General features: G+C 68.4%; 9 protein-coding genes. All 9 read left to right on the forward strand.

The genetic code is table 11. From position 1 onward, the window contains the following. Positions 1–68: 68 nt before the first annotated feature. The 9 genes from EV283_RS13830 to kdpA all read left to right on the forward strand — a co-directional run bounded on the left by EV283_RS13830 (position 69) and on the right by kdpA (position 13976). Positions 69–2654, forward strand: coding sequence for a glycoside hydrolase family 3 C-terminal domain-containing protein (locus EV283_RS13830; RefSeq protein ID WP_130326341.1), 2586 nt, complete (start codon positions 69–71; stop codon positions 2652–2654). Then, positions 2651–4084: a glycoside hydrolase family 125 protein gene (locus tag EV283_RS13835; RefSeq protein ID WP_130326343.1), complete on the forward strand. Its 1434-nt coding sequence runs from the start codon at positions 2651–2653 to the stop codon at positions 4082–4084. The genes EV283_RS13830 and EV283_RS13835 overlap by 4 nt, the downstream gene beginning before the upstream one ends. Then, on the forward strand, positions 4081–6393 hold the full coding sequence (locus tag EV283_RS13840; RefSeq protein WP_130326345.1) for a GH92 family glycosyl hydrolase: 2313 nt from the start codon (positions 4081–4083) through the stop codon (positions 6391–6393). Before EV283_RS13835 ends, EV283_RS13840 begins: the two co-directional genes overlap by 4 nt. Next, on the forward strand, positions 6390–8372 hold the full coding sequence (locus tag EV283_RS13845) for an alpha-L-fucosidase (RefSeq protein WP_130326347.1): 1983 nt from the start codon (positions 6390–6392) through the stop codon (positions 8370–8372). The genes EV283_RS13840 and EV283_RS13845 overlap by 4 nt, the downstream gene beginning before the upstream one ends. A gap of 197 nt (positions 8373–8569) precedes the next feature. Continuing rightward, positions 8570–9964, forward strand: coding sequence for an FAD/NAD(P)-binding protein (locus EV283_RS13850; RefSeq protein WP_130326939.1), 1395 nt, complete (start codon positions 8570–8572; stop codon positions 9962–9964). Further along, complete coding sequence (gene nhaA / locus EV283_RS13855; RefSeq protein ID WP_347400222.1) at positions 9961–11088, forward strand: Na+/H+ antiporter NhaA; 1128 nt, start codon at positions 9961–9963, stop codon at positions 11086–11088. The genes EV283_RS13850 and nhaA overlap by 4 nt, the downstream gene beginning before the upstream one ends. A gap of 128 nt (positions 11089–11216) precedes the next feature. Then, positions 11217–12065 carry a TorF family putative porin gene (locus EV283_RS13860; RefSeq protein WP_130326351.1) on the forward strand — a complete coding sequence of 283 codons (849 nt, stop codon included), beginning with the start codon at positions 11217–11219 and terminating at the stop codon, positions 12063–12065. Positions 12066–12170: 105 nt separating this feature from the next. Next, positions 12171–12260 (forward strand): K(+)-transporting ATPase subunit F, encoded by a 90-nt coding sequence (gene kdpF, locus EV283_RS13865; RefSeq protein ID WP_055875324.1) that lies wholly within the window; start codon positions 12171–12173, stop codon positions 12258–12260. 12 nt (positions 12261–12272) lie between these two features. Next, positions 12273–13976, forward strand: coding sequence for a potassium-transporting ATPase subunit KdpA (gene kdpA / locus EV283_RS13870; RefSeq protein ID WP_130326353.1), 1704 nt, complete (start codon positions 12273–12275; stop codon positions 13974–13976). Positions 13977–13984 lie beyond the last annotated feature (8 nt).

Raw genomic sequence — 13984 nt, forward strand, 5'->3', positions numbered from 1 at the left:
AGCGAAAGCTGGGATCCAGAGCCACGAACCGCGGCGCCCGTGGCCCTGGATCCTGGGTCGAGCCCAGGATGACGGATGGGGGGAGGGGTTGCCTCTCGTCCAAGCTTGCGCGGCTTGCCTTCGTTCCCGGCCTGCTGCTCGCCACGTCCGCACTCGCGCAGACGGTCGATCCGGCCGTCCGCAGCATGACGCTCGACGAGAAGGCGGCGCAGTTGCAGAGCGTCGCGCCGGCGATCCCGCGGTTGCAGCTGCCCGCTTATGATTACTGGAACGAGGGGCTGCACGGGCTCGCGCGCAACGGCGTCGCGACGGTGTTTCCGCAGGCGATCGGGCTGGCCGCGACCTGGGACGAGGCGCTGCTGAAGCGCGTCGGTGACGTCGTGTCGACCGAGGCGCGGGCGAAGTCCAATGCGCTGCCGGCGGGCGACCGCGAGCGGTATCAGGGGCTGACGATCTGGTCGCCCAACATCAACATTTTCCGCGATCCGCGCTGGGGTCGCGGGCAGGAGACGTATGGGGAGGATCCATATCTGACGGGGCGCCTGGGCGTCGCGTTCATCGGCGGGTTGCAGGGGCCGGATCTGGCGCACCCGAAGGTCATCGCCACGCCGAAGCATCTGGCGGCGCATAGCGGGCCCGAGGCGGGGCGCGACGGGTTCGATGTCGACATCTCGCCGCATGACCGCGAGGCGACGTATCTGCCGGCGTTTCGGATGGCGCTGACCGAGGGCAGGGCGCTGTCGACGATGTGCGCGTATAATGCGATCCACGGGGTCCCCGTGTGCGCGTCGGCGCCGTTGCTGACCGAAACGCTGCGCAACCAATGGGGCTTCAAGGGGCTGATCGTGTCCGACTGCGACGCGGTCGGGAATATCGCCAATTACCATTATTACCGGCCCGATTCCGCGAGCGGGTCGGCGGCGGCGATTACCGCGGGGATGGATTTCAATTGCGGGAAGACCTACGCGGCGCTGGGCGATGCGGTGCGGCGCGGGTTGGTGCCCGAGGCGACGATCGACACGAGCCTGACGCGGACGTTCGCGGTGCGGCGGATGCTCGGCGGCGCGTTCGGCGCGACGAGCCCTTGGGACAAGATCAAGCCGACCGAGTTCGACACGCCCGCGCACCGTGCGCTGGCGCTGGAGGCGGCGCGGAAAGCGATGGTGCTGGTCCAGAACAACGGCGTGCTGCCGCTCAAACCCTCAGCGAAGATCGCGGTGATCGGGCCGAATGCCGACAGTGTCGATGTGCTGGAGGCGAATTATCACGGCACCGCTGCGGCGCCCGTCACGCCGCTCGCGGCGCTGCGTACGGCGTTCGCGGGCGTGCGCTATGCGCAAGGGTCGAGCATCGCCGAGGGCGTGCCGGTGCCGGTGCCCGATACCGCGCTGTCACTGCGCGGCGAGTATTTTAGAGCGAGCAATTTCTCAGGGAAGCCGGTGGTACGCGCGGACCGGCTGATCGATTTCGACTGGGATCGTACCGCGCCCGCACCGGGCATCGATCCGGCGGCGTTCTCGGTGCGCTGGACGGGCAGTGTCACCGCACCGGCGGCGGGCGACTATGTATTCCGGCTCGACGTGCCGCGCTGTTTCGACTGCAAGGGGCATGATCCGGCGCGCCTGTGGATCGACGACAAGCTGGTCGCCGACGACGATGGCAGCGGCAAGGCCGTCGAGGCGGCGGTGACGCTGGCCGCGGGCGCGCATGCGATCCGCGTCGAGCTGGCGCATAGCGGCGAGGATCAGGGGCTGCGGCTGACCTGGACCGCGCCCGCCGAGGCGCAGATCGCCGAGGCGGTTGCCGCGGCGAAGGAGGCCGATGCGATCGTCGCGTTCGTCGGGCTGTCGCCCGCGGTCGAGGGCGAGGCGTTGCAGATCGAGGTCGCCGGCTTCTCGGGTGGCGACCGGACCGATATCGGGCTGCCCGCCGCGCAGGTGAAGTTGCTCGAAGCCGCCAAGGCGACGGGCAAGCCGCTGGTCGTGGTGCTGATGACGGGCAGCGCGGTCGCGCTCACCTGGGCGAAGGCGCATGCCGATGCGATTCTCGTCGGCTGGTATCCGGGGCAGGCAGGCGGTCAGGCGATCGCCGAGACGCTGACGGGCCGGAACAATCCGGGCGGGCGCCTGCCGCTGACCTTCTACGCGAAGACGCGCGATCTGCCCGCGTTCATCGATTACAACATGCGCGAGCGGACCTATCGCTACTTCACCGGCACGCCGCTCTGGAGCTTCGGGCACGGGCTGAGCTATACCCAGTTCGCCTATGCTGCACCCAAATTGCTGCGCAGCACGATCGCTGCGGGCGAGAGCTTTACGGTCGAGGTGCCGGTGAAGAACACGGGCAAGATGGCGGGCGACGAAGTGGTGCAGGCGTATCTGGTGCCGCCCGAACCGGCGGTGAAGCCGCGCTTCAACGATCCGGTGCTGCAACGCCAGTTGGTCGGGTTCAGGCGCGAGACAGTGAAGCCGGGGCAGACGGTGCGCGCGAAGTTCACGATCGATCCGCGGGGGATGAGCAGCGTCGATGCGGCGGGCACTCGCCGCGTCGTGCCGGGCGAATACCGGCTGTATATCGGTGGCGGCCAGCCCGGCGACGGGCCGGGGGTCGATACCGTCTTTACCGTGACGGGCACCAAGGATTTGCCGAAATGATGGACCGTCGGATGCTCATCGCGGGCGCCGCGGCGCTTGGCCTCGCCGGACCGCTGCGCGCGGCCGCGCCGTCGTTCGTCAGCAAGCGCCCGAAGCTCGGCGATCGCCGCTACACCAGCCGCGCGGTCGAGGCGGAGATCGCGCGCGTCACGGCGAAGATCGGCGATCCCGAACTCGCCTGGATGTTCGGCAATTGCTACCCGAACACGCTCGACACGACGGTGTTCATGGGGAGCGTCGACGGTAAGCCCGATGCGTTCGTCATCACCGGCGACATCGACTGCATGTGGCTGCGCGACAGCTCGGCGCAGGTCCATCCGTATCTGCCGCTGGCGAAGCGCGATCCGGCGTTGCGGACGCTGTTCCGCGGGCTGATCGCGCGACAGGCGCGGTGCATCCTGATCGACCCCTATGCCAATGCGTTCATGCACGACCCGTCGGCGAAGACCAATCTGAGCTGGTCGCTTAGCGACGATACGGTGATGAAACCGGGCGTCGGCGAGCGGAAGTGGGAGGTGGATTCGCTCTGCTACCCGATGTGGATCGCGCACGCCTATTGGCAGGCGACCGGCGATACCGTGCCGTTCGACGCGCTGTGGGCGGACGGCGCGCGCGCGTCGATCCGCACGTTCCGCGAGCAGCAGCGCAAGGACGGGCCGGGGCCGTATCGCTTCCGCCGGTCGTCGCCGATCGTCGGCGAAAGCATGGCGCTCGACGGCTATGGCCCGCCGTCGCGGCCGGTCGGGCTGATCCATTGCGGGTTCCGCCCGTCGGATGATGCGTGCGTGCTGCCGTTCCTGATCCCGTCGAACATTTTCGCGGTGCGCGCGCTGCGTCAGGTCGCGGAACTCGCGACGCGCGCGCGGCACGACACGGCGCTGGCCGCCGATGCCACCGCGCTCGCCGACGAGGTCGAGGCGGCGTTGCGGCTGCATGGGATGACCAAAGGCGCCGACGGCCAGCCGGTCTGGGCGTATGAGACCGACGGCTATGGCAACGCGATCTTGATGGACGACGCCAACGTGCCGAGCCTGTCGGGGCTTGCCTATCTCGGCGCGGTGAAGGCCGACGATCCGCTCTGGCGGCGCACCGCCGCGCGCGCGTGGAGCAAGGACAACGCCTATTTCTTCACCGGCAAGGCGGCGGAGGGGATCGGCAGCCCGCATACCGGCTTGCGCGAGATCTGGCCGATGGCGATCGTGATGCACGCGCTGAACGCGCTCGAGACCGGCGACACGGCGACCGTCGCGCGCAGCCTCGCCGCGCTGAAGACGACGCATGGCGGCACCGGGTTCATGCATGAATCCTTCAACCAAGACGATGGCGCCAAGTTCACGCGGTCATGGTTCGCCTGGGCCAACGGTCTGTTTGGCGAGCTGATCGTCGACATCGCCGCCAAACGCCCCGCGCTTCTCGGAGTCCGCGCATGAAGATTACCCGCCGTTCGCTGCTCGCCGGGAGCGGTGCGCTCGCGCTGACCGCGCGCGCGACCTTCGCCGCCAAGCCGGTCAATGCGACCGCGCCCGACCTGTTCGTCGGCACCGGCGGGCACGGCCACACCTATCCGGGCGCGACTTTGCCGTTCGGGATGGTGCAGCTCAGCCCCGACACCGATGTCGAGCGCTGGGATGCGTGCTCGGGCTATCACCGCACCGACACGTCGATCATGGGCTTCAGCCACACGCATCTGTCGGGCACCGGGATCGGCGACATGCTCGACGTGCTGGTGGTGCCGACGCGCGGGAAGGTGCAGCTGACCCCGGGGACGCTCGCCGATCCGGATGCGGGGTATCGCCAGCGCTTCACCGCCGAGCATGCCGAGCCCGGCTATTACCGCGTGACGCTCGAATCGGGCGTGCGCGCGGAGCTGACCGCGACCGAGCGGACCGGGATCCAGCGCCACGTCTTCCCGGCGGGGGCGGGGCACATCCTGGTCGACCTGTCGCACTTGATCCTCGACAAATGGGATCACGGCGTGCTGATCGATGACGCCTCGCTCAACCTCGACGCGACCGGGATGCTGACCGGCAGCCGCCGCGTATTCCGCTGGGCGAAGGGGCGGCGGATCCACTTCGCGATGCAGCTGTCGCGCAAGCCCGACCGGATCGTCTTCTACGGCGATGGCGAGGCACCGCAGGCGGTGGGCGCGAAGGGCGTCGCGGGCAAGCGCGTCAAGGCGGTGCTGCATTATGACGATGCGGGCGCCGCGCCGATCGTGATCCGCACCGGCATCTCCGCGGTGGACGTCCCCGGCGCGCGCGCGAACCTTGCCGCCGAAGCGCGGCATTGGGATTTCGATCGCTACCGTGCCGATGCGACCAAAAGCTGGGCGCCCGCGCTCGATGCGGTCCGCGTCGAGGGGGGGACGGCTGCGCAGCGCACGATCATGGCGAGCGCGCTGTACCATGCGCAGCTCGCACCGACGCTCTTCTCCGATGTCGACGGGCGCTATGTCGGGCTCGACCGGCAGGTGCACAGCGTTACGGGGAAGGACCGCGCGTACAGCAGCTATTCGATGTGGGACACGTATCGCGCGCTGCATCCTTTGCTCACGCTGATCGAGCCGCAGCGCACCGCGGAGCTCGTCGGCGACCTGATCCGGCAGACGCAGCAGAGCCCGTACGGCCCGCCGGTCTGGCCGTTGCAGGGGATCGAGACGGGCTGCATGATCGGCTGGCACTCGGTGTCGGTGATGGCGGAGGCGCGCGCGAAGGGCGTGCCGGCGAACTATGCCGCGGCGTGGCCGAACGTCCGCCGCCGGTCGTTCGATTTCGCGATGCCCAATCTCGACAACAGCCTGGGGATCAAGCCGTACGACACGATGGGTTACATCCCCGCCGACACGGTGTTCGAGTCGGTCTCGCGCACGCTCGAATATGCGTATGACGATTACGCCTCAGCGCATCTGGCGGATGCAGCGGGGGCGACCGCCGACGCGGCGGGGTTGCGCAAGCGGAGCGGCAACTGGCGCAACGTGTTCGATGCGTCGATCGGGTTCGCGCGGCCGAAGCTCGCGAACGGGACGTGGACGACGCCGTACGACCCGATCGCGCTCGGCCATGCGTCGAAGTGGCGCGATTATACCGAGAGCAATGGCTGGCAGGCGACGTTCCTCAACCAGCACGACGTCTACGGGCTGATCGCGGCGATGGGCGGCGATGCCAAGTTCGAGGCGAAGCTCGACGGCCTGTTCAACGCGCCATCGACGCTGCCCAAGGACGCGCCGCCCGACATCAGCGGGCTGGTCGGGCAATATGCGCATGGCAACGAGCCGAGCCACCACGTCGCGTATCTGTATGCCTATTGTGGTGCTGCGTGGAAGACGCAGGCGATGGTCCGCCGGCTGCTGACCGAGATGTACAGGGACGATCCCGACGGCATCATCGGCAACGACGATTGCGGGCAGATGAGCGCGTGGTACGTGCTGAGCGCGCTGGGGCTGTATCCGGTCGATCCGGTGAGCGCGAACTACGTGCTCGGGTCGCCGTTGTTCGACCGGGCCGAGATGCGCGTCGGCAGGGGCAGGACGTTGGTCGTCGAGGCGCGCGGCAATGGTCCCGACCGGCCTTACGTGCAGTCGGTGACGTGGAACGGCCGTCCCTGGACGAAGAGCTGGGTCGCGCATGCCGATATCGTTCGCGGCGGGCGGCTCGTGTTCGAGATGGGCGCGACGCCCAACCGTGATTTTGGCCGTGCGCCTGCCGATCGGCCGCCAGCAACAACCGGAGTTTCGCGATGACCTTGGATCTCAATCGCCGCGCGTTGATCGCGGGTACGCTCGCGACTGCGGCCGCCGGTCGTGCGAATGCCGCTGCGCCCATCGGTGCGCCCGCCCCCTGGGGGGCGACGCCGAGCGTGCGCCAGCTCGCCTGGCACAAGCGCGAGCGTTACGGCTTCGTCCACTTCACGCTGAACACCTGGACCGACAAGGAATGGGGCTATGGCGACGAGGACCCCAAGCTGTTCGACCCCACCGCGTTCGATCCCGACCAGATCGTCGCGGCGGCGAAAAGCGCGGGGCTGACCGGCCTCGTCCTCACCGCCAAGCATCATGACGGCTTCTGCCTCTGGCCGACCAAGCTCACCGAGCATTGCATCCGCAACAGCCCGTACAAGGGCGGCAAGGGCGACATCGTCCGCGAACTGGGCGATGCGTGCCGGCGCGGCGGGATTTCTTACGGGCTGTATCTGTCGCCCTGGGACCGCAACCGCGCCGATTACGGGACGCCCGCGTATGTCGAGTATTTTCGCGCACAGCTGACCGATCTGTGCACCAATTACGGCGAGCTGTTCGAGGTATGGTTCGACGGCGCGAACGGTGGCGACGGCTATTACGGCGGCGCGCGCGAGGCGCGGAAGATCGATGCGCCGAAATATTATAACTGGCCGTCGATCATCGCGCTGGTTCATAAATTGCAGCCGATGGCGTGCACGTTCGATCCGCTCGGCGCGGACATCCGCTGGGTCGGCAACGAGGACGGGCATGCGGGCGATCCGTGCTGGCCGACGATGCCGAACCATCCGTACGTGCAGGCCGAGGGCAATTCGGGCGTGCGCGGTGCGCCGCTCTGGTGGCCGGCGGAGACCAACACGTCGATCCGGCCCGGCTGGTTCTATCATGCCGACGAGGATCTGCAGGTGAAGTCGCCGCAGCGGCTGATGCAGTTCCACGACGAGTCGGTCGGGCGGGGCACGAACATGATGCTCAACCTGCCGCCCGATCGCCGCGGGCTTATTGCGGAGCCCGATCTCGCGTCGCTCAAGTCGTTCGGCGATGCGTTGCGCGCGAGCTTCAGGACCGATCTGGCGAAGGGCGCGGTGGCGAGCGCCTCGGCGGTGCGCGGGCCGAGGTTTGCGCCCGGCAACGTGCTCGACGGCAATCCCGACACCTATTGGAGCACGCCGGACGCGGTGAAGACGCCGTCGCTGGTGCTCGACCTGCCGCCGGGTCGCCGGTTCGACCTGATCCGGATCCGAGAGGCGCTGGCGCTCGGCGTGCGCGTGACCAAGTTCGCGATCGACGTGGCGGATGCGAAGGGCGCATGGCGCGAGGTCGCGGTGCACGAGTGCATCGGTGCGCAGCGGATTGTCCGGCTGCCCGCGCCCGTCACCGCGCGCCGCGTGCGGCTGCGGATCGTCGAGGCGCCCGCGTGCCCCGCGATCACCGAGCTGTCGCTGTTCCTCAGCGTCGCGCCGATCGCGGTCGCGGCGTCGCAGGCGACGGGCAACAAGATCATCGCCAAGACGGGGTGGACGATCGCGGGCGCGACGCAGGGCGCGCCTCTGTCGCTGGATTCGGGCAAGGCGGTGTCGCTGGCGGGTGCGGTGAAGCCGCCGCTCGCTGGTGCCGAGGCGGTGCTCGACGACGATCTCGCAACCGTCTGGACGACGCCTGCGCCGACCCCGACCAGCCCGGTCATGCTGATGATTGACATGGGGAAGGCCGAGCAGGTTGCCGGGTTCAGCCTGACGCCGACGCGTCAGGCGTTGCCCGATGCCGGCCCGCCGGGGCGCTATCGTGTCGAGACGAGCGAGGACGGCAAGACCTGGACGCCGGCGGGCGAGGGAGAGTTCGGCAACATCGCCTATGCCCGCGCGACGCAGCGCATTACCTTCGCGAAGCCGCGCCAGGCGCGGTACCTGATGCTGGGCTTCACGAGCGTCGCGACAGGGCAGCCGAAGATGGCGATCGCCGGGATCGGGGCTTTCCGGCCGTAAGTTGTCCGTCATCCCCAGTCCCTCCGTCATCCTGACGAAAGTCAGGATCCAGAGTAACGGACGGCGCGCTCATGGCTCTGGATCCTGACTTTCGTCAGGATGACGGAGGGGGGGTGACCGCGTTCTTGGCGGCATGGGCTGGGCGCGCCGCGCCGGATCGGGCATGGGGTGCCCCGACAGAAGGGGTGAGCGAACAGATGGACGACCGAGCGACGATGCCGCGGATTGCGGGGCCTGAGGATCATGTCGTCGTCGTCGGGGGCGGGTTCTCCGGTGCGTTGTTCGCGGTCAACCTGATGCGGCACGAGGGCCCGCGCGTCACGCTGATCGAGCGGCGTGACCGGCAGCTCGCGCGCGGGGTCGCGTATAGCGCGGCGCATCCCGATCACCTGCTCAACGTCCGCGCGGGCAATATGAGCGCGTTGCCCGACGACCCCGGTCACTTCGTCCGCTGGCTGGAGGCGCATGGCAAGGGCGACCGCACCACCTTCGTCCCGCGCACCACCTATGGCGCCTATTTGCGCGAACTGCTCGATGCGGCGATCGCGGAGTCGGACGGACGGCTCGTCCATGTCGAGGGCGAGGTCTGCGCGATCGATCCGGTGGCCGGTGACGGTATTATGCTGACGATGGCGGACGGGCGGACGATCGCCGCCGACACCGCGGTGCTCGCGCTCGGCAATTTGCCCCCGCATACGCCGCCGGGTCTGAAGCCCGACGCATTGCCGGCGGGGGTGTATTGCGCGGACCCGTGGGCGGCGGATCTGGCCGAGGGGCTTGGCGCGGACGACACCGTCGTGCTGGTCGGCACCGGGCTGACCGCGATCGACGCGGCGTTGCTGCTAGATGCGCAGGGTTTCGAGGGCCATATCCTGGCCACCTCGCGGCGCGGCCTGTCACCGCGCCGCCACGTCGACGGCGCGCCCGCGCACCGCGGTGTCGCGGACAAGCCGCAGGGCGGGCTGACCGACCTGGTCCGCCACGTTCGCGCTAGGGCCGCGGTCGAGGGCTGGCGGTGCGCGGTGGACGAGCTTCGTCCGGTCACGCAGATGCTGTGGGCGGCCGCGTCGCAGGAGGTGCGCGGACGCTTCCTCCGGCATCTGCGGCCCTATTGGGATGTCCACCGCCATCGGCTCGCACCGCGCGTCGCCGAGCGGGTCGAAGCGCTCGTCGAGTCCGGGCGGCTGACGGTCGCGGCGGGCAAGATCGTGTCCGCGCAAGCGGATGGCACGCACGCCGTGCTGCGCTGGCGACCCCGCGGCGAGACGGTGCCGGTCGTCACCCGCGCCGCGCGGATCGTCAATTGCACCGGGCCACAGGGCGATCTGCTGCGCTCCGAGGAGCCACTCGTGAAGCACCTGCTCGCGGCGGGGGCGATCCGGCCCGATCCGTTGCGGCTCGGCGTCGACGTCGATGCGCAGTCGCGCGCGATCCGGGCCGACGGCACGCCCGACGACCGCATCCACTGCATCGGCCCGATGACCCGCGGCGGGCTGTGGGAGGTCGTCGCGGTCCCCGACATCCGGGTCCAGAGCTGGGACCTCGCGCGCCGCCTGTCGAACGCGCAATGGGTCGGCGGCGAGGGGCTTTGACCGCAATCCGGCGTTTCTTCGCGGGCGATGCGGCGGGGGCGATCGTGCTGCTCGCCGCAACGATCGCCGCGCTGATCGTCGCCAACTCGCCGCTCGCGCCCACCTATGTCGCGACGCTGCACCACGCGGTCGGCGGGATGAGCGTCGAGCACTGGATCAACGACGGCGCGATGGCGCTGTTCTTCCTGCTGATCGGGCTGGAGGTGAAGAGCGAGTTCGTCTCGGGGCATCTCTCGACCTGGGGCGAGCGCATCATGCCCGGTACGGCGGCGCTTGCGGGCATGATCGTGCCGGCGTGCCTCTATCTGCTCGTCAACATCGGCACGCCCGCCAATCTGCGCGGCTGGGCGATCCCGGCGGCAACCGACATCGCGTTTGCGCTCGGCATTCTGGCGTTGCTCGGGTCGCGCGTGCCGACCTCGCTCAAGGTGCTGCTGACCGCGATCGCGGTAATCGACGACCTGCTCGCGATCCTCGTCATCGCGCTGTTCTATACCGGCCATATCGCGCTGCTGCCGTTGCTCGCGGCGGGTGCAGGGCTCGGCGTGCTCGTCATCCTGAACCTGTCGGGCGTCCGGTCGCTGCTGCCGTATCTGCTGATCGGCGTCGGCATCTGGTACGGCGTCTTGCTGTCGGGCGTGCATGCGACGCTGGCAGGCGTGGCGGTCGCGCTGACGATCCCGCTGCGGACGGGCGGTGGCCAGCCGCCGCTGAAACGTCTCGAACATGCGCTCCAGCCCTGGTCGAGTTTCCTGATCGTGCCGGCGTTCGGGTTCGCCAATGCGGGCATCGCGTTCGGCGGGATGGCGGCGGCGGACGTGATCTCGCCGCTGCCGGTCGGGATCATGCTCGGGCTGTTCCTCGGCAAGCAGATCGGCATCTTCGCGACGATCCGCGGACTCGTCACGGTCGGGCTCGCCGCGGCGCCGAAGGGGGCGAGCTGGGCACAGGTCTACGGCATGGCGGTGCTGTGCGGGATCGGCTTCACGATGAGCCTGTTCATCGGCGGGCTGGCGTTCGCCGGCGCGCCGCACGCGATGGATTCGGTGAAGATCGGCGTGTTCGCGGGGTCGATCCTGTCGGGTATCGCGGGGTGGATACTCCTGCGTCGCAGCGCGCGATAATTCCGACAATACTACGCGAAACATACGCGCGACGCGGGCAATCGATCTCGAATTGCTACGTCGCCAAGGCCTAATTGCCAGTCCTCGCGGTGCGCCAGTCTTTCGGCCGCCCGCGCATGGGGATAGCAATGCACAGTCTTCGTTTCGCCGCCGCCGCCGGTCTGTTGACCGGTCTCGCCACGCCCGCCTTCGCGCAGGACACCGCCCCGCCGTCGGCCGTGACCGTCAGCGGCTCCGCCACGCTCGCGACCGATTATCGCCTGCGCGGCGTGTCGCAGTCGGACAAGGACGGCGCGATCCAGGGCGGGCTGACGATCGCGCACGACAGCGGCTTCTATGTCGGCGCCTGGGGCTCGAACCTGTCGGGCTGGGGCACGTTCGGCGGCTCGAACATGGAGCTCGACCTGATCGGCGGCTACAAGCACAAGCTGGCCGACAATGCGACGCTCGACGTCGGGCTGACCTGGTACATGTATCCGGGCGGCGCGTCGAAGACCGACTATGCCGAACCCTATGTGAAGCTGAGCGGCACGACCGGCCCGGCGACGCTGACCGCGAGCGCCTTCTACGCGCCGAGGCAGCAGGCGCTCGGCAAATGGTACCGCACCGGCGCCGATGCCGCGGCGGGCGTCTATACCGATGCGGGCGACAAGGAGGACAATCTCTACCTCACCGGCGACGGTGCGTTCGCGATTTCCGGCACGCCGCTGACCGCCAAGGCGCATATCGGCCATAGCTGGGGCAATGACGGCCTAGGCCCCAACGCGACCAGCGCGGCGCCGACCGGCGACTATTGGGATTGGTCGCTGGGGACGGACGCGACGTACAAGAATTTGACGCTCAACGTCAGCTATGTCGACACCGACATCACGCGTCGCCGTGCCGCTTACCTCCAGCCGAGCTTCTCGCGCGGGCAGGACGGCACCGGATCGATCGCCGACGGCACGATCGTCGCCTCGCTCACCGCCGCCTTCTGAAGGATCGATCGATGCAGGATCTACTCTGGATAGCGTTCATGCTCGGGCTGGTGGCGGCAACGCTCGCCTATGTCCGGCTGTGTGACCACGCGTGAGGACGCAGCCATGACCCTCGACCTCTGGCTCGCCGCGATCGTCGCGCTCGGGCTGCTTTTCTATCTCGTGGCGGTGCTCATCCGTCCCGAACGCTTTTAGGAGCGCGTCCGCATGACATTCGAAGGATGGATCCTCATCCTGGGCTTCGTCGGCATATTGCTGGCGTTGACCAAGCCCGTCGGGCTGTGGCTGTTCGCGCTGTACGAAGGCCGCCGCACGCCGTTCCACGTCGTTCTCGGCCCCGTCGAGACCGGCTTCTACAGGCTCAGCGGGATCGACCCGAAACAGGAGCAGGGCTGGCGCCGCTATGCGCTGCACATGATCGCGTTCAACGCGGTGCTGATGGCGCTGACCTATGCGGTGCTGCGGCTGCAGGGCGTGCTGCCGGGCAATCCGCAAGGGCTGGCGGGGCTCAGCCCGCATCTCGCGTTCAACACCGCGATCAGCTTCACCGCCAACACCAACTGGCAGAGCTATGCCGGCGAATCGACGATGTCGAACTTTGCCCAGATGTTCGGCCTGACGATCCACAACTTCCTGTCGGCGGCGACCGGCATCGCGCTGGCGTTCGCGCTGTTCCGCGGGTTCGCCAGGCGCTCCAGTGCGACGATCGGTAATTTCTGGGCCGACGTGACCCGCGTCACGCTGTACCTGCTGGTGCCGGTCTGCGTCGTCCTGACGCTGTTCTACATCGCCAGCGGCGTGCCGCAGACGCTGGCCGGCACGGTCGACATCACCACGCTGGAAGGGCTCAAGCAGACGCTGACGCTCGGCCCGGTGGCGAGCCAGGAAGCGATCAAGATGCTCGGCACCAATGGTGGCGGCTTCTTCAACGCCAACTCGGCGCATCCGTTCGAGAACCCGACCGCGCTCACCAACCTGGTGCAGACGCTGTCGATCTTCGTCATCGGCTTCGGGCTGACCTGGACGTTCGGCAAGGCGGTCGGCAACACCAAACAGGGCTGGGCGATCCTCTCGGCGATGCTCGTGCTGTTCCTCGCCGGCGTCACCATCACCTATGCGCAGGAAGCCGCGGGCAACCCGATCCTGCACGGCATCGGCGTCGCAGGCGGCAACATGGAAGGCAAGGAGGTCCGCTTCGGGATCGCCGCGTCCGCCCTGTTCTCGGTCGTCACCACCGCGGCCTCGTGCGGCGCAGTCAACGCGATGCACGACAGCTTCACCGCGCTCGGCGGGATGATCCCGCTGCTCAACATGCAGCTTGGCGAAGTCGTCATCGGCGGCGTCGGTGCGGGCATCTACGGCTTCCTGCTGTTCGCCATCCTCGCGGTGTTCGTCGCCGGGCTGATGGTCGGCCGCACGCCCGAATATGTCGGCAAGAAGATCGAGGCGCGGGAGGTGAAACTCGCGGTGCTCGCGATTGCGATCCTGCCGCTCGTCATCCTCGGCTTCACGGCGCTCAGCGCGGTGCTGCCCGACGGGCTGGCGGGGCCGCTGAACAAGGGGCCGCACGGGTTCACCGAGATCCTGTACGCCTATACCAGCGCGGTCGGTAACAACGGGTCGGCCTTTGCCGGGCTGACCGCCAACACGCCGTTCTACAACGGCCTGCTCGGCGTCGCGATGTGGCTCGGCCGCTTCTTCATCATCGTGCCGATGCTCGCCATCGCAGGGTCGCTCGCCGCGAAAAAGTACACGCCCGAAAGCGCAGGCTCGTTCCCGACGACGGGGGCGCTGTGGATCGGCCTGCTGGTCGGGATCATCCTGATCGTCGGCGGCCTGACCTTCCTGCCGAGCCTCGCGCTCGGTCCCATCGCCGATCATCTCGCGATGATCAGCGGCAAAACCTTCTGACGGGACAA

The organism is Sphingomonas sp. BK036, from assembly GCF_004216825.1.
Classification (GTDB): Bacteria; Pseudomonadota; Alphaproteobacteria; order Sphingomonadales; family Sphingomonadaceae; genus Sphingomonas.